This is a genomic window from Pseudomonas sp. Pso3, assembly GCF_055393275.1.
Genome location: NZ_AP043687.1, coordinates 1,034,025 through 1,050,652, shown reverse-complemented (window position 1 = coordinate 1,050,652; position 16,628 = coordinate 1,034,025). Strand labels below are relative to the sequence as shown.

The window sequence follows — 16,628 nt, the reverse complement described above, 5'->3', positions numbered from 1 at the left end:
CTCAGCGCCAACCTACGGAAACAGGGTGCTGGCCTAGCAGACGTAGGTTGGGCTGAGACGGCTCTACCGTCTAAGCCCAACAGTGCGGGATCGATCTGGGCATTGTTGGGCTTCGCTGCGCTCAGCCCAACCTACGATTTTCAGACCTGCTTGTAGATCACGCCGCCTTCGTCCTTGAAGCGCGCCGCCTGCTCCTGGAAGCCGGCCTCGATGGCCTTCTGCTCGTCGGTCAGGCCGTTTTCCTTGGCGTAGTCGCGGACCTCCTGGGTGATCTTCATGGAGCAGAACTTGGGTCCGCACATTGAGCAGAAGTGCGCCACCTTGGCCGAGTCCTTGGGCAGGGTCTCGTCGTGGAAGGCGCGCGCCGTGTCCGGGTCCAGGCCCAGGTTGAACTGGTCTTCCCAGCGGAATTCGAAACGCGCCTTGGACAGGGCGTTGTCGCGGATCTGGGCGCCGGGGTGCCCCTTGGCCAGGTCGGCGGCATGGGCGGCGATCTTGTAGGTGATGATGCCGGTCTTGACGTCGTCCTTGTTGGGCAGGCCGAGGTGCTCCTTGGGCGTCACGTAGCAGAGCATGGCGCAACCGAACCAGCCGATCATGGCGGCGCCGATGCCGCTGGTGATGTGGTCGTAGCCGGGGGCGATGTCGGTGGTCAGCGGGCCGAGGGTATAGAACGGCGCCTCGTCGCAGCACTCCAGCTGCTTGTCCATGTTTTCCTTGATCAGCTGCATGGGCACGTGGCCGGGGCCTTCGATCATGGTCTGGACGTCGTGCTTCCAGGCGATCTTGGTCAGCTCGCCGAGGGTTTCCAGTTCGCCGAACTGGGCGGCGTCGTTGGCGTCGGCGATGGAGCCCGGGCGCAGGCCGTCACCCAGGGAGAAGCTCACGTCGTAGGCCTGCATGATTTCGCAGATGTCTTCGAAGTGGGTGTAGAGGAAGTTCTCCTTGTGGTGCGCCAGGCACCACTTGGCCATGATGGAACCGCCGCGGGAGACGATGCCGGTGACACGCTTGGCGGTCAGGGGCACGTAGTGCAGGCGCACCCCGGCGTGGATGGTGAAGTAGTCCACGCCCTGCTCCGCCTGTTCGATGAGGGTGTCGCGGAACAGCTCCCAGGTCAGTTCCTCGGCGACGCCGCCGACCTTTTCCAGGGCCTGGTAGATGGGCACGGTGCCAATGGGGACCGGCGAGTTGCGGATGATCCACTCGCGGGTCTCGTGGATGTGCTTGCCGGTGGACAGGTCCATCACGGTGTCGGCGCCCCAGCGGATGCCCCAGGTCAGCTTTTCCACCTCTTCCTCGATGGAAGAGCCCAGGGCGCTGTTGCCGATGTTGCCGTTGATCTTCACCAGGAAGTTGCGGCCGATGATCATCGGCTCCAGCTCCAGGTGGTTGATGTTGGCCGGGATGATGGCGCGACCACGGGCCACCTCGTCGCGGACGAACTCCGGGGTGATCTCCTGGGGAATGCTGGCGCCGAAACTCTGGCCACGGTGCTGGTTGCCGAGCAGACCGGCGGCGCGGGCTTCCTGCAGCTTCATGTTCTCGCGGATGGCGATGTATTCCATCTCCGGGGTGACGATGCCCTGGCGGGCATAGTGCATCTGGGAGACGTTGCGCCCGGCCTTGGCTCGCCGCGGCTGGCGCACCAGGTCGAATCTCAGGGCGGCGAGACTCGGATCGGCCAGGCGCGCCTGGCCGAATTCGGAAGAGAGCCCGGCCAGCAGTTCGGTGTCGCCGCGTTCTTCGATCCAGCGCGAACGCACGTCCGGCAGGCCCTTGCGCAGGTCGATGCGCGCCGCCGGGTCGGTGTAGGGACCGGAGGTGTCGTAGACGAATACCGGGGCGTTGCGCTCACCGCCAAAGGCGGTAGGGGTGTCGGCGAGGGAAATTTCCCGCACCGGCACGCGGATGTCGGGGCGCGAGCCGGTCAGGTAGACCTTGCGCGAATTGGGCAACGGCTGGGTGGACTGGCGGTCGACGCGGGTGAAATCGGTGACGTTGTTCTGCTTGTTCATCGAGGCTCTCCTGGTGGGCGCGTTGCCGAGGGAAGAACCTGGACGAAGGGTGGGCACGCGAGAAGAGGCAAGCCCGGACGGATGGCGACCACGGAATAAGGCTGCGGACGCCCTCTTGTTCCCTACGCAGGTTGACGCACCGCCATGCGGCGCGCCTAGCCTGATCAGGTTCAACGGGATCCGGGACTACCCGATCTCAGCGCCTCGTAGCGCACCCCGACAAGAACGCGGCCAGTGTAAACCCAGAGCGGCAGAAACTTCGACCGCTATTTCCTCTCCTATGCCGGATTCGGACGAAGCCACTACACTGGCGCGGTCCCTCAAGGAAGGCTCCCAGAATGCGAAGATTCCTGCTGCTCGCGGCGCTCTGCAGCTCGGCCGGCCTGGCCCAGGCCCAGGTCACCGGCAATGGCCTGCTCGACGTCTACCGCGAGGCGCTGGACAACAACGCGGATCTCGCCGCCGAACGCGCCGGCCTCGGCGCCCAGCGCGAGGCGGTGCCCCAGGCGCGCGCCGGCCTGCTGCCGCAGATCGGGCTCGGCGCCCAGTTCAACGACACCCATACCAGTCTGCAACTCAAGGACAATGCGGTGCTGGGCGTCCAGGGTGGTCGCTACAGCAGCGATCGCAGCAGCCAGTTGATCCAGGCGACTCTCAGCCAGCCGCTGTTCCGTGCCGATCGCTGGTTCCAGCTCAAGGCCGCCCAGGCCGCCACCGAGCAGGCCGAGCTGCAATTCTCCGCCGCCCAGCAGCAACTCATCCTGCAGACCGCCGAGGGCTATTTCAGCGCCCTGCGCGCCCAGGACGCCCTGGCCACCGCCCGCGCCGAGGAAAAGGCGCTGTACCGCCAGCTGGACCAGTCCCGCGAGCGCTACAAGGTCGGCCTGACCGACGACACCGACGTGCTCCAGGCCCAGGCCAGCTTCGACAACGCCCAGGCCAACCGCTCCCAGAGCGAGCAGCAGGTGGCCGACGCCTTCCAGGCCCTGACCCGGCTGACCGATCGCGACTACGGCAGCATCGCCGGCATCCGCCATGACCTGCCGATCCTGCCGCCGCAGCCCAACGATGCGCGGCTGTGGGTGGACACCGCCATGCGCCAGAATCTGCAGCTGCTGGCCGCCGGCCAGGGCGTCAATGCCGCCCAGGAGACCCTGCGCCAGCGCCGCGCCGGACACCTGCCGACGGTGGATGCGGTGGCGCGCTACAGCCACAGCGACAACGACGCGGTGAATCTGCCCAACGCCGAGCAGCTGTCCCTGTTCGGCAGCCCGGTCAACAGCCGCAGCATCGGCATCCAGGTGGAAGTACCGCTGTACAGCGGTGGGGCCACCAGCTCCCAGGCGCGCCAGGCCTATCAGCAGCTGGACCAGAGCGAACAGCGCCAGGAGAGTCTGCGCCGCCAGGTGGTGCAGAACACCCGTAACGCCCACCGGGCGATCAATACCGACATCGAGCAGGTGCGCGCCCGCCGGCTGTCCATCGCCTCCAGCCAGCGCGCCTTGAGAGCCACCGAGATCGCCTACCAGGTGGGCAGCCGCACCATCGTCGACGTGCTCGACGCCCAGCGGTTGCTGTACAACGCCGTGCGCCAGTACAACGACGCCCGCTACAACTACATCCTGGACACTCTGAGGCTCAAGCAGGCGGCCGGCACCCTGGCGCCCAACGACCTGCTGGCGCTGTCCGGCTATCTCGATCCCCACTACGACCCGGATCGCGACTTCCTGCCGCCGGATCTGGCCAAGACCCGCGCCGACGTCCTGCCGGCGCGCTCGGTTCAGGGGGTGAGCAACCTGTCCAGTCCGGAGAGCAGTCGCTCCAGCGCGCCCTGATTGGCGGCCAGTACCGCCAGGCCCGCCTGCTGGCGTCGCGCGGCTTCCGCCGGCTCGGCCCAGAGCCGGGCCACGGCGGCGGCGATCGCGGGTGCTTCCGCCACGGTTTCCAGGGCGCCGGCGTCGCGCAGCTGGGCGACGATGTCGAGGAAGTTGAACACGTGGGGACCGCTGAGCACCGGCAGGCCGAGGGCGGCCGGCTCCAGCGGATTGTGACCGCCGCGCTCGATCAGGCTGCCGCCAACGAAGGCCACATCGGCCAGGGCGTAGAGAAACAGCAATTCGCCCATGGTGTCGCCCAGCAGCACCTGGGTCGGCGGCTGCACCGCCTCTCCCGTCGAGCGCTGCACCACGCCGAAACCTTCACGACGCACCTCGGCCAATACCTCGGGAAAGCGCTCGGGATGGCGCGGCACCAGGATCAGTAGCGCATCGGGGTGTGCGGCCAGCAGCTGGCGATGGGCCTGGAGCAGGATGCCATCTTCGCCGGCATGGGTGCTGGCGGCGATCCACACCGGGCGCTGGCCCCAGCCCTGGCGCAGCGCAGCGGCGCGGACCGGCAGTTCGGGATCGATGCGCAGGTCGAACTTGATGGAGCCGGTCACCGTGACCCGCTCGGCACGGGCGCCGAGGGCCCGGAAGCGCTCGGCTTCCACCGGCGTCTGCACCGCCAGCCAGGCCAGCTCCGCCAGCATCGGCCCGGTCACCCCACCCAGTTTTCCGTAGCCCCGGGCGGAGCGTTCGGACAGCCGGCCATTGGCCAGGGCGATGGGAATATCGCGGCGCGCCGCCTGGTGGATGAGGTTGGGCCAGAGCTCAGTCTCCATCACCACCCCCAGACTGGGCCCGAGCCGGTCGAGGAAACGCCCGGTCAGCCAGGGCAGGTCGTAGGGCAGATAGCAATGCTGGACGTCATCACCGAACAGGGCGCGGATGCGCTCCGAGCCAGTGGGCGTCATGCAGGTCACGGTGATCGGCAGGTCGGGATGACGCTGGCGCAGGGCGCGGATCACCGGCGCGGCGGCGATGCTCTCCCCCACCGACACCGCGTGTACCCAGATGCCGCCGGGCGGCACCTCAGGCAAGCCCAGCGCCAGGCGTTCGCCGATGCGCTGCCGATAGGCGGGGGCCTTGCGGCCGCGCCAAAGCAAGCGCAGCAGGATGAAGGGCAAGGCCAGGGTGAAGATCAGGCTATAGAGGGTACGATTCATGGCGGCAGAGCTTAATGAAGCAGGGCCGCTAGTGCGAGCCCGATACCTCCGAGCCTGTCCAGAAGGCTGCTGCGCGTCGGCCAAACGGCGTTGAAAATGCTTTCGGAATGCTCATTTACTATTCGTAAACTCCGCGTCCTCAAACATTTTCGCCTTGTTTGGCTCTAGCTCGCGAGCCTTTGAACAGACTCTCAGTGCGAATGCCGCGGCACCCCACCCACGCGCGCGATCACCTTGAGGTGCAGGGTGGCCGGCTCCAGGCAGCCACCGGTGGAGAGCTGGCCCACCAGCTGCCGGTAGAGTTCCTGCCAGGGGGTCTGGGCCGGCGGCAGGTTGGGCGTCCATTCGGCGCGGCGGCGCTCCAGTTCGCCATCGTCGAGCAGCACGTCGACGCTGCGGGCATTGAGATCCACGCGCAGCCGGTCGTTGGTCTTGAGCAGCGCCAGGCCGCCGCCCACCGCCGCTTCCGGCGACATGTTGAGGATCGAAGGACTGGCCGAGGTGCCGCTCTGGCGACCGTCGCCCAGGCACGGCAGGGAATCGATGCCCTTCTTGATCAGCGCCGCCGGGGGCGCCATGTTGACCACCTCGGCGCTGCCCGGATAACCCACCGGACCGGCGCCGCGGATCACCAGGATGCAGCGCTCGTCGATGTCCAGCGCCGGATCGTCGATGCGCGCGTGGTAGTCCTCCGGGCCTTCGAAGACGATGGCCCGCGCCTCGAAGCTGTTTTCCTTGCCCGGCTCGGCCAGGTAGGTCTGACGGAAGGCCTCGCCCACCACCGACATCTTCATGATGGCGCTATCGAAGAAGTTTCCGCTGAGCACGATGAAGCCGGCGCGGTGCTTGAGCGGCGCCTCATAGGGCTGGATCACCGCGGGATCCGAGCTGGCGGCGCCCTCGGCGATGGTGCCGATGGTCTTGCCGGAGACGGTCAGGCACTCGCCGTGCAGCCGGCCGGCCTTGAGCAGTTCGTGGAGCACCGCTGGCACCCCGCCGGCGCGGTGGAAGCCTTCGCCCAAATACTTGCCGGCCGGCATGCAGTTGGCCAGCAGCGGGATGTCCTCGCCCAGGCGCTGCCAGTCGTCCAGCGACAATTCGATGCCCATGTGCCGGGCGATGGCGATCAGGTGCGGCGGACAATTGCTGGAGGCGCCAAGGGCCGAGGCCACCACGATGGCGTTCTCGAAGGCCTCGCGGGTCATGATCTGCGAGGGGCGGACGTCGTCCAGCACCAGCTGGCAGATGCGCTTGCCGGTGGCATAGGCCATCTGGCCGCGCTCACGGTAAGGCGCGGGGATGCTGGCGCAGCCGGGCAGCGACATGCCCAGGGTCTCGGCCAGGGCATTCATCGACAGGGCCGTGCCCATGGTGTTGCAGTGGCCCACCGAGGGCGAGGCGGCAGTGGTCAGGGCCATGAAGCCCTCGTAGTCGATCTCGCCGGTCGCCAGCAGGTTGCGTGCGTGCCAGAGCACGGTGCCGGAGCCGATCAGCTCGCCCTTGAAATGCCCGTCGAGCATGGGTCCGCCGGACAGCACAATGGCTGGCAGGTCGGTGGTGGCCGCGGCCATCAGGCAGGCCGGGGTGGTCTTGTCGCAGCCGGTGGTGAGCACCACGCCATCCAGCGGGAAGCCATGCAGGATCTCCACCAGGCCGAGGTAGGCCAGGTTGCGATCCAGGGCCGCGGTGGGCCGGCGACTCTGCTCGGCAATGGGGTGCACCGGGAATTCCATGGGGATGCCGCCCGCATCGCGGATGCCGGCCTTGACCCGCTGGGCCAGTTCCAGGTGGTGGCGATTGCAGGGGGTGAGATCGCTGCCGGTCTGGGCGATGCCGATGATGGGGCGACCGGACTGGAGTTCGTCGCGGGTCAGGCCGTAGTTCATGTAGCGCTCGACATAGAGCGCGGTCATGTCGGCGTGGGCAGGATCATCGAACCAGAGCTGGCTGCGCAGCGGGCGTTTGGCGGAAGTCATGATGGTCTCTAGTTGTTATTAGGAAAGAAAGGATCAGCGGCCCAGCAGGCCACGGGCGGCCAGGTTGTGCATCAGGGCGCCGAGGCCGAAGCGCCAGGCCGGGGCCTGGTCGCTGGTGGTCACCCGGTTGTGCAGGGTGCCCAGCAGCGGGCTGGCGATGCTCACCCGGTCACCCACCTTGTGGGTGAAGCCACCGCCCGGGGCGTCACGGTCCTGGGTCGGGGCGAACAGGGTGCCGAGAAACAGCACGAAGCCGTCGGGATACTGGTGGTTGGCATTGAGGGTCTGGGCGGCGAGATCGGTGGGATCGCGACTGATCTGCGCCATGGAGCTGCTGCCCTGGAGCCGGAAGCCGTCTTCGCCCTGGACCTCCAGGGTCACCACGCACTGGCGTACCTGGTCGAGATCGAAGGTCTCGTCGAACAGGCGGATGAAGGGCCCCAGGGCGCAGGAGGCGTTGTTGTCCTTGGCCTTGCTCAGCAACAGGGCGCTGCGGCCCTCGATGTCGCGCAGGTTGACATCATTGCCCAGGGTGGCGCCATGCAGGCGGCCGCGGCTATCGGCCACCAGCACCACTTCGGGTTCGGGATTGTTCCACTGGGACACGGGGTGGATGCCGATCGCACTGCCACTGCCGACCGCGGCCAGCACCGGCGCCTTGGTGAAGATCTCGGCGTCCGGGCCGATGCCCACCTCCAGGTACTGCGACCACATGCCCTTCTCGATCAGCAGCGCCTTGAGCGCCTGGGCCCGCGGACTGCCCGGCTCCAGGCCCTGCAGGTCCGCGCCGATCACCGCCTGCACCTGCTCGCGGATGGCCACGGCGCGCCCGGCATCGCCACCGGCCTGTTCCTCGATCACCCGCTCCAGCATGCTGGCGGCAAAGGTCACCCCGGCGGCCTTGATCACCTGCAGATCGGCTGGCGGCAGCAGGTGCAGGCGGTCCGCAGCGGCCTGCTCGCCGCTGTTGGCCAGCAGTTCCTCCACACTGCCGAGGTAACGTCCGGGAGTGTCGCGCAGGACCTGCAGCGGCGCGTCTTCCTCGAACAGGGCGCTGAGGGTGGCGAACCGCTGGGAGATATCGAAGACGCCGTCTTCGCGCAGCACCACGGGCGAGGGACCGGCCAGCGGGCCGGGCACCCAGGCGCGGCCCACCAGGGTGCCGGCCAAGCCATCGGTGGGAAGGGTATTGGCAGGCGAGAGACGAAGGGACATGGGCAGGACTCCAGGGCTGATGGGTCCACGCTAGGCAGCCGGACTGATAAACTCAAATGGGCTTATTTCATCATTCGATAACCTGCGCTTATCGCCTGGGAGGCACGCGTGTCCGAGCCGTCGTTCAGCCAGATCTGCCACTGGCTCAAGTTTCGCCACCTGCTGCTGATCGACACCCTGGGGCGCACCCGCAACATGCACCTGGCCGCGCAGCAGATGAATCTCAGCCAGCCGGCCATCAGCAAGATGCTCAAGGAGATCGAGCACCTGCTGGGCTTCGCCCTGTTCGAGCGCCAGCCGCGCAGCATGCCACCCACCGCCCTGGGTGAGCACGTGCTGCGCTATGCGCGGGTGGCGCTCAACGATGCCCGCGACTTCGCCGAGCAGATCGACAGCCTGAGGCGCGGTGGTCACGGCCAGCTCAAGGTCGGCGGCATCTTCGCCGCCACCGCGGTGGCCCTGCCGCAGGCCATCGTCGCGATCAAGCAGCGCTGGCCGCTGCTGGCCATCGAGGTGATGGAGCAGACCAGCGACCACCTGATGGAGATGCTCGACGACAAGCTGCTGCATCTGGCGGTGGCGCGTTTCACCGACGAAGCCCAGGCCCAGCGCTTCGACTTCCAGCCGCTGGCGCCGGAGCCCTTCCGCTTCGTGGTCAACGCCGATCACCCGCTGGTGGGCAGCGGCCCCGTGGGCCTCGACCAGGTACTGGCCTGGCCCTGGATCCTCTATCCCAAGGGCACGCCCATCCGCGGGCGCATGGAGCGGGCCTTCGCCGCCGCCGGCCTGCCGGTGCCGAGCAACACCATCGACACCATCTCCATGCAGACCTTTCTCCAGGTGCTACGCGCCGGCCCCATGATCGGCATGCTGCCCGAGGCCATGGTCGAGCCCTATCTCGCCAGCGGCGCGCTCAGTGCCCTGGAGCTGCCCTTGCTCCTGCCGGCGCAGGACTACGGCATCCTCACCCGCAAGGGCGAACCCCTGGGCGAGGCGGCCCGGGAATTCGCCGCCATCCTGCTGAGCCATGCCGGTCGCGGAGAGGCCTCGGCCTAGAGGCTTCGATAACGCGCCGTTATCGAATGATCCGCAAATGCCATTGGGAAAGAATCGCTCTCGCTCCTAGAGTGGCCTGGCGATTCAGACGGCCACCCTGCATCCCCGGCCGCCTTCGACCTCTTCAATAACAACAATGGGCCCCAAGGCCCCGAAGGTCATTCCCATGTTCGAGACCACCGCTCCCCAGGGCGCCGCTGGCGACGCCTTCGAAGAACGCACCTATCGCAAGGTGGTGCTGCGCATCCTGCCGATCCTGCTGCTGTGCTACATCGCCGCCTACCTGGATCGGGTCAACGTCGGCTTCGCCAAGCTGGACATGCTCGACGACCTCGGCTTCAGCAACACCGTCTATGCCCTTGGCGCCAGCATGTTCTTCTGGGGCTATTTCCTCTTCGAGGTCCCCAGCAACCTGCTGCTGCATCGCTACGGCGCGCGCTTCTGGATCGCCCGCATCATGCTGACCTGGGCGATCATCTCCATGGCGGTGGCCTTCACCCAGCCGCTGGCGCAGTTCTTCGGCATGCAGTCGAGCACCCTCTTCTATGTGCTGCGCTTCCTGCTGGGCGTCTGCGAGGCGGGCTTCTTTCCCGGGGTGATCCTCTATCTCAACTACTGGTTTCCGACCCGCCGACAGAGTCGGGTGATGTCGGGCTTCCTCATCGCCCTGCCCTTCAGCCTGAGCTTTGGCGGCGTGCTCTCCGGCTGGCTGATGAGCAGTCTGCACAACTGGCACGGCCTGGCCGGCTGGCAGTGGATGCTGCTGGTGGAAGGGGTGCCCTCGATCATCATGGCGGTGGTGGTGTTCTGCTGCCTGAGCGACAACATCGACAAGGCGCCCTGGCTGGACGCCCGGGAAAAGGCCCTGCTCAAGCGCAACCTGGAGCAGCAGAACGCCGGCAAGGCCTCGCGACTCGGCGAGGTGTTCTTCAATCCGCGGGTCTGGCTGCTGGTGTTCATCCTGCTGACCTTCAACACCGGCTTCTATGGCCTGGCCTTCTGGATGCCCTCGATCATCAAGAACGCCGGTGTCAGCGGCAGCCTGCAGATCGGCCTGCTCACCGCCATCCCCTACAGCGTCGCCCTGGTGGTCATGCTGCTCAACGCCCGCCACTCGGCCCGCACCGGCGAGCAGCGGCTGCACGCGGCGGTGCCGGCCTTCGTCGGCGCCCTGGGCCTGGTGCTGAGCGCCTGGTTCATCCACAACATCGTGCTGTCGATCTTCTTCCTCACCGTGGCCGCCTCGGGGCTGCTGGCGCTGATGCCGATCTTCTGGTCGCTGCCCGGCACCCTGCTTTCCGGCGTCGCCGCCGCGGCGGGCATCGGCATGATCAACGCCATCGGCAACCTCTCCGGCTTCACCGGCTCCATGATCACCGCGACCATGGAAACCCTCACCGGCGACATCAACAACGGCACCTATGTGCTCGGCGCCTGCCTGTTCGTCAGCGGCCTGCTGATCCTGGCGATCCCGGCCTCGATGCTGCACCGCGCGCCGACCGCCGTGCCGCTGGACCTGAAGCCCGCCTAGCCCACCTCGGGCACGGCCGAGCGCCCGGCTCCCGCGGCGCTCGGCCGGCCGATCCACAGGGCCATCAGCGCCGCCAGGATGCCGGTCAGGCCGGCCAGCACCAGGGCCTCCTGGTAGGAGCCGAAGTGCTCGCGCAGGGCCCCGGCGAGAAAGGCCGCACAGGCGGCGCCGAGCATGTGGCCGCAGAACACCCAGCCGAACACCACCGGCGCGCTCTTTTCGCCAAAGCTCTGGTTGGTCAGCTTGACCGTGGGCGGCACGGTGGCGATCCAGTCCAGCCCGTAGAAGATGCCGAACAGCAGCAGCTGCTCGGGGGCGAAACCGGAGAACGGCAGGTAGATCAGCGAGAGGCCGCGCAGGCTGTAGTAGACGAACAGCAGGCGGCGCGGATCGTACCTGTCGGTCAGCCAGCCGGAAGCGGTGGTGCCTACCAGATCGAAGATGCCCATCAGCGCGAGGATCCCGGCGGCCTGCACCTGGGACAGCCCGTGGTCATGGCCCATGGCGATGAAGTGGGTGCCGATCAGCCCATTGGTGGTGAAGCCGCAGACGAAGAAGGTCAGGAACAGCAACCAGAAATCGCGCCGCCGACTGGCCATGGCCAGGGTGCCGAGGGTCACGCGAAACAGGTTGCCCGGTGCGGTAGCAGCCGGCGCCTGGTAGTCCGCCGGGGCGCCATGGGGCCGCAGGCCGATGTCCGCCGGCCGCTCCGGCAGCAGCCAGGCCACCAGCGGGATCAGCGCGGCGCTGGCCACGGCCACGGTCAGCACCACGGTCTGCCAGCCTTCGTGGCTGGCGAGATGGGCCAGCAGCGGCAGAAAGACCAGATTGCCGGTGGCGGTGCTGGCCGCCAGCAGGCCCATCATCAGCCCCCGCCGGGCGACGAACCAGCGATTGACGATGGCGGCGCCCAGCACCATGGCCACGCAACCGGTGCCCAGGCCGCTGAGCACGCCCCAGGTGGCGACCAGATGCCAGGGTTCGCGCATCAGGGTGCTCAGGGCGGTGGCCAGGCTGATCAGGGTGAGGCCGCCGAGCAGGGTGCGGCGGATGCCGAGGGTCTGCATCAGGGCCGCGGCGAAGGGGCCCACCAGGCCATAGAGAAAGATGCCGATGGCGGCGGCAAGCGAGACCGTCTCGCGACTCCAGCCAAAGGTGTCCTGCAGCGGCAAGAGCAAGACGCCGGGGGTGGACCTGACGCCCGCCGAAACCAGCAGGGCGAGAAAGATCAGCGCCAGGACGACGAAGACAAAGCGCTGGCCGAGGGCGGGAGGTGTGGTCATGGCGATCTTCACCGGCGGGAAAGGGATGAGTCGAGTATTGCAGCCCGGGCGACCTGGCGCTGGTCAAGCTGGCCCACGGATCTGGCCAGAATGGGTGTTCGTTGGAAAGAGTTGTGGGCGAGTGCTGGAAGCCCAACACGTCGATTCAACCGATCGCCCGCAACTCTTCCGCCAGGCGCTGCGCCAGCCAGCGCGCCGCCGGTCCCGGTGCGGCGTTGCGGCGCCAGGCCAACTCCACCACCAGGGCCGGCGGTACCCAGTCGCAGGCCAGTTCGGCCAGCAAGCCCTGGTAGGTGGGATAGCGCGCCACGTGTCGCGGCAGCCAGCCCCAGCCCAGGCCGCGCATCAGCAATTCGGCGAGCAGGTAGAAGCTGTCGGCGCGCCAGACCTGGGGGGCGATCTGCTCGCCGCCGGGATAGGGATTCTCCAGCGGCGCGATCAGCAACTGGCGGTGGCGGGCCAGTTCGCGCCGGCCCACACCCTGCTGGCGCGCCAGCGGATGCTGGGCGCCGCAGGCGGTGACCTGGGCGACATCGCCCAGGGCCTGGCGCTCCAGGGCCTCGGGCATGTGCTCATGGCGGAACAGCAGGCCGAGGTCGGCCTGGTCGGTCAGCAGCTTGCGCGCCACATCGCCCTGGGCGCCGCTGGTGAGCTGGACCTCCAGGTGCGGGAAGGCCGCGGCCAGGGCGTCCAGCGCATCGAGTACCGGCTGGTAGGGCATGGCCTCGTCCAGGGCCAGGCGCAACAGCGGTTCCTGTCCAGCGCAGAGGGCCTGGGCCCGGCTGTCCAGCCGCTGGCACTGGCGAAGCACCTCGCGCGCCTCCTCCAGCAGGGCCAGACCGGCCGCAGTGATGACCGGCGTGCGCCCGTTGCTGCGCACGAACAGTGCCACGCCCAGGTCGGTCTCCAGCAGGGCAATGGCCGAGCTAATCGCCGATTGCGCCCGGCCCAGACGCCGCGCCATCGCCGAGAAACTCGCGCCCTCGGCGATGCCGACGAAGATCTCCAGCTGCTCAAGATTCCACGGCACGACCCATCTCCCCGATAGATAGGTATCAACTTTCACCCATCGCCTGGAAAGGCACAATGGGGCCTTCTACAGGAGGAAGCCCATGAGCGGATACATCTACCTGGCCATCGCCATCGCCGCCGAAGTCGTCGCCACCACCTCCATGAAGGCCATCAGTGGCTTCAGCAAGCCGCTGCCGCTGATCCTGGTCGTTTGTGGCTACGGGCTGGCCTTCTGGATGCTGACCCTGGTGGTGCGCAGCATCCCGGTGGGCATCGCCTACGCCATCTGGGCCGGCCTCGGCATCGTGCTGGTGAGCATCGCCGCGGCCTTTCTCTACGACCAGAAGCTGGACCTGCCGGCCCTGCTGGGCATGGGGCTGATCGTCGCCGGGGTGGTGGTGATCCAGCTGTTTTCCGGCAGTACCGGGCATTGAGACCAGTGGCGGCGAGGAGCGTGTAAGATCGCCTCTTTGCCGATCACCCGAGCAGGCCGTTCATGTCCCAACCCTGGTCCACCGATATCCTCATCGTCGGCGGCGGCGTCGCCGGCCTCTGGCTCAACGCCCGCCTCCGACGCGCCGGCTACGCCACCGTGCTGGTGGAGACCGGCGCCCTGGGCGGCGGCCAGAGCGGCAAGTCCCAGGGCATCATCCATGGCGGCACCAAGTACGCCCTGACCGGGATGCTCACCGGTGCTTCCGAAGCCATCGCCGACATGCCGCGGCGCTGGCGCGAGAGCTTGGCCGGCAGCGGCGAGCTGGATCTCTCCGGCGTGCGCCTGCTCTCCGAAGCCCACTACCTCTGGTCGCCGGGCAGCCTGGCCGGCAATCTCACCAGCTTCTTCGCCAGCAAGGCGGTGCGCGGCCGGGTGGACGCCGTCAAGGGCGACGAGCTGCCCCCGGCCCTGCGCGACCGCGCCTTCAAGGGCAAGGTCTATCGCCTGGCCGAACTGGTGCTGGACGTGCCCAGCCTGGTCGCGCGCCTGGCCGAGCTGGCCGGCGACAGCCTGCTGGCCGGGCATGAGCTGCAACCGCTGCGCGAAGCCGGCGAACTGACCGGCCTGGTGGTGGACGGCCAGCCCATCCGCGCCCGCCGCATCGTGCTGACCGCCGGTGCCGGCATGGCCGATCTGCTCCAGGACCTCGGTCTCGAACAACCGGCCATGCAGCGCCGCCCGCTGCACATGGTGGTGGTCAAGGGCCCCATGCTCAAACCCCTCTATGCCCACTGCCTGGGTGGCGGCCCCAAGCCGCGGGTGACCATCACCAGCCACCCCACCGCCGATGGCCAGTGGCTGTGGTACCTGGGTGGCGACCTGGCCGAAGCCGAGGGCGTGGCGCGCGAACCCCAGGCGCAGATCGCCGCGGCGCGCGAGGAGTTGCAGCGCCTGTTGCCCTGGATCGACTTCGCCGGCGCGCGCTGGGCGACCCTGCGCGTGGATCGCGCCGAGCCGGCGCAATCCGGACTGGTGCGCCCGGACAATGCCTTTCTCGCCGAGGAAGGTCGTCTGCTGGTGGGCTGGCCGACCAAGCTCGCCCTGTCGCCCGACCTGGCCGACCGCGTCCTGGCCAATCTCGACCGCGACGGCATCGCGCCGGGACAGCACCCCGCCCTGCCCGCCCATCCGCAACCGCCGGTGGCCGCGCCCTTCTGGGAGGAGCTGTTGCCATGAGTCTGCGCACCCTACACGGTCTGCAGCGTCCGCTGGGCAGCACCGGTCTGGAGATCTCCCCGCTGGGTCTGGGCACGGTCAAGTTCGGGCGTGACCAGGGCGTGAAGTATCCCAATGGCTTCACCATCCCCGACGACCGCAGCGCCGCGGACCTGCTGAGTCTTGCCCGCGAACTGGGGATCAATCTGCTGGACACCGCTCCGGCCTATGGCCGCAGCGAGGAACGCCTGGGTCCGCTCTTGCGTGGCCAGCGCCAGCACTGGGTGATCGCCAGCAAGGTCGGGGAGGAATTCACCGATGGCCTGTCCAGCTTCGACTTCAGCCCGGCCCATACCCGCCGCTCGGTGGAACGCAGCCTGCAACGCCTGGAAACCGACTGGCTGGACCTGGTGCTGGTGCACTCCGATGGCAACGACCTGGCCATCCTCCAGGACAGCGGCTGCTACGAGACCCTGGCCGAGCTCAAGCGCGAGGGGCTGATCCGCGCCTTCGGCTTTTCCGGCAAGACCGTCGCCGGCGGCCTGAAAGCCCTGGAAGCCGGCGATTGCGCCATGGTCACCTTCAACCTCAACGAAGACGCCGAGATCCCGGTGATCCAGGCCGCCGCCGCCCAGGGCAAGGGCATCCTGATCAAGAAGGCCCTGGCCAGCGGTCACGCCGTGCTCGGCGCCGGCCAGGATCCGGTGCGGGCCAGCTTCGCCCGGGTGTTCGGCGAGCCCGGGGTGAGCAGTGCGATAGTCGGCACTATCGATCCCCTGCACCTGTCACATAATGTCCGTACCCTGGCCGAAGTGATCACCGCTCGGCCCTGATCCAGAGCGTTTCGCTGAACCCTTGCCTTCGTCCGCTGGACGCCCCGCCCGGCTTGCCCGGGACGGCGCGTCCGCGGCATACAACAAACAGGAGTCGGCCATGCCCCAGCTCATCGCCCGCCACAATCCCAAGGCGTTCAAGACCCTGCCCCTTTCGGTCGAGGCCAACCATGACGGCCTCACCTACCAGGCCCTCGGCCAACCCCTGAATTTCAGCGAGATGCTGGAGCGGCGCAAGCCCATCGAGATCGACGATGCCCAGCACTTCAGCGCCAGGCTCGCCAATCTGGGGGTCTCGGTACGCCTGACGCTGAACTGGCAGGGCCAGGATCACTGGCTGCTGGTGCGCCAGCGCCGGCCCGATCGGGGCGACGTGGTGCTCAAGCTGATCTCCGGTTACATCCCGACCCACGAACTGGCGCTGCCGCTGCTCACCGCCGTCCAGGAGGTGGCCGAGGAGTGCCTGATCGAGACGCCGCGCGGCTGGCTGGCGGGACGCTTCGCCGACACCTGGCTGCCGACGCCCTATGCCCCGGCCCTGCCCTATCGCGAGGACGTGGCCTTTCGCCTGACCCCGCGTTCAGGCGCGGCGCGGCCGGTACGCTGCGGCAGTCTGGCGCTGCTGGAACGCCCACGCGCCTATGTGCACACCCCCACCGCCTCGCTGCAACTGGTCTATGACCTGCTGCTGGAGCTGCCCAAGGAGTGCAAGGCGCCGAGTCTGTTCCACGTCGACGAGAAGATCGAGAACGGCCAGTTGCTGGCGCGTCTGGCCCGGCAACGCCCGGATCTCTATCTGGTCGCCCTGGACGACGGCAAACCCACCGGCGAGCTCTATACCCTGTCCGCCGGCCAGCGCCTGCCGGTATCGACCCGCGGCCTCTGGCTGTCGGAAAGCTTCGCCCGCCAGGACGGCTGGCTGGTCCACGACAGCCGGGTACGCTGGCGTGACTGGCTGGAGCGCATGGCGCCCCAGAGCGCCCTGCAGCGGGCCTAGGGTCGGCGGGA

13 protein-coding genes and 1 riboswitch are annotated in these 16,628 nt (G+C 68.0%); of the genes, 7 read left to right on the top strand and 6 right to left on the bottom strand.

Annotated features, from left to right (window positions below; all coding sequences use genetic code 11):
• Nucleotides 1-140: 140 nt before the first annotated feature.
• Nucleotides 141-2,018: a phosphomethylpyrimidine synthase ThiC gene (gene thiC / locus ACZ5R1_RS04905; RefSeq protein ID WP_074583925.1), complete on the bottom strand. Its 1,878-nt coding sequence runs from the start codon at nucleotides 2,016-2,018 to the stop codon at nucleotides 141-143.
• A 102-nt stretch (nucleotides 2,019-2,120) separates the two neighbouring features.
• A riboswitch (TPP riboswitch) is annotated at nucleotides 2,121-2,247 on the bottom strand.
• Nucleotides 2,248-2,356: 109 nt separating this feature from the next.
• Here thiC and ACZ5R1_RS04900 point away from each other — a divergent pair.
• Complete coding sequence (locus ACZ5R1_RS04900; protein ID WP_288402731.1) at nucleotides 2,357-3,853, top strand: TolC family outer membrane protein; 1,497 nt, start codon at nucleotides 2,357-2,359, stop codon at nucleotides 3,851-3,853.
• Here ACZ5R1_RS04900 and waaA read toward each other — a convergent pair.
• The 3 genes from waaA to ACZ5R1_RS04885 form a co-directional block, all read right to left on the bottom strand.
• Complete coding sequence (gene waaA / locus ACZ5R1_RS04895) at nucleotides 3,799-5,064, bottom strand: lipid IV(A) 3-deoxy-D-manno-octulosonic acid transferase (RefSeq protein ID WP_288402734.1); 1,266 nt, start codon at nucleotides 5,062-5,064, stop codon at nucleotides 3,799-3,801. The two genes, ACZ5R1_RS04900 and waaA, sit on opposite strands and share 55 nt — an antisense overlap.
• Before the next feature lie 191 nt (nucleotides 5,065-5,255).
• Nucleotides 5,256-7,040: an IlvD/Edd family dehydratase gene (locus ACZ5R1_RS04890; protein WP_288402737.1), complete on the bottom strand. Its 1,785-nt coding sequence runs from the start codon at nucleotides 7,038-7,040 to the stop codon at nucleotides 5,256-5,258.
• 33 nt (nucleotides 7,041-7,073) lie between these two features.
• A complete protein-coding gene (locus ACZ5R1_RS04885; protein ID WP_288402740.1) occupies nucleotides 7,074-8,255 on the bottom strand; it encodes a fumarylacetoacetate hydrolase family protein in 1,182 nt (393 codons plus the stop codon).
• A gap of 108 nt (nucleotides 8,256-8,363) precedes the next feature.
• Between ACZ5R1_RS04885 and ACZ5R1_RS04880 the strand changes: the two genes are divergently transcribed.
• On the top strand, nucleotides 8,364-9,311 hold the full coding sequence (locus ACZ5R1_RS04880; protein ID WP_288402743.1) for a LysR family transcriptional regulator: 948 nt from the start codon (nucleotides 8,364-8,366) through the stop codon (nucleotides 9,309-9,311).
• 166 nt (nucleotides 9,312-9,477) lie between these two features.
• Nucleotides 9,478-10,842 (top strand): MFS transporter, encoded by a 1,365-nt coding sequence (locus ACZ5R1_RS04875; RefSeq protein ID WP_007162111.1) that lies wholly within the window; start codon nucleotides 9,478-9,480, stop codon nucleotides 10,840-10,842.
• On the opposite strand, the gene ACZ5R1_RS04870 is transcribed toward ACZ5R1_RS04875, so the two are convergent.
• Both ACZ5R1_RS04870 and ACZ5R1_RS04865 read right to left on the bottom strand, forming a co-directional pair.
• Nucleotides 10,839-12,125 carry an MFS transporter gene (locus tag ACZ5R1_RS04870; protein WP_027600813.1) on the bottom strand — a complete coding sequence of 429 codons (1,287 nt, stop codon included), beginning with the start codon at nucleotides 12,123-12,125 and terminating at the stop codon, nucleotides 10,839-10,841. The genes ACZ5R1_RS04875 and ACZ5R1_RS04870 overlap by 4 nt on opposite strands.
• A 145-nt stretch (nucleotides 12,126-12,270) precedes the next feature.
• On the bottom strand, nucleotides 12,271-13,155 hold the full coding sequence (locus ACZ5R1_RS04865; RefSeq protein ID WP_464712832.1) for a LysR family transcriptional regulator: 885 nt from the start codon (nucleotides 13,153-13,155) through the stop codon (nucleotides 12,271-12,273).
• A gap of 82 nt (nucleotides 13,156-13,237) precedes the next feature.
• Between ACZ5R1_RS04865 and ACZ5R1_RS04860 the strand changes: the two genes are divergently transcribed.
• The 4 genes from ACZ5R1_RS04860 to ACZ5R1_RS04845 all read left to right on the top strand — a co-directional run bounded on the left by ACZ5R1_RS04860 (nucleotide 13,238) and on the right by ACZ5R1_RS04845 (nucleotide 16,617).
• A complete protein-coding gene (locus tag ACZ5R1_RS04860; protein ID WP_027600233.1) occupies nucleotides 13,238-13,570 on the top strand; it encodes a DMT family transporter in 333 nt (110 codons plus the stop codon).
• 62 nt (nucleotides 13,571-13,632) lie between these two features.
• On the top strand, nucleotides 13,633-14,808 hold the full coding sequence (locus ACZ5R1_RS04855) for an NAD(P)/FAD-dependent oxidoreductase (protein WP_288402754.1): 1,176 nt from the start codon (nucleotides 13,633-13,635) through the stop codon (nucleotides 14,806-14,808).
• Nucleotides 14,805-15,620, top strand: a complete 816-nt coding sequence (locus ACZ5R1_RS04850) for an aldo/keto reductase (RefSeq protein ID WP_027600816.1) — start codon at nucleotides 14,805-14,807, stop codon at nucleotides 15,618-15,620. The genes ACZ5R1_RS04855 and ACZ5R1_RS04850 overlap by 4 nt, the downstream gene beginning before the upstream one ends.
• A 100-nt stretch (nucleotides 15,621-15,720) precedes the next feature.
• The gene (locus tag ACZ5R1_RS04845) at nucleotides 15,721-16,617 is read left to right on the top strand and encodes a hypothetical protein (RefSeq protein WP_007162117.1); all 897 of its coding nucleotides are present in this window, start codon (nucleotides 15,721-15,723) and stop codon (nucleotides 16,615-16,617) included.
• Nucleotides 16,618-16,628: the final 11 nt, after the last annotated feature.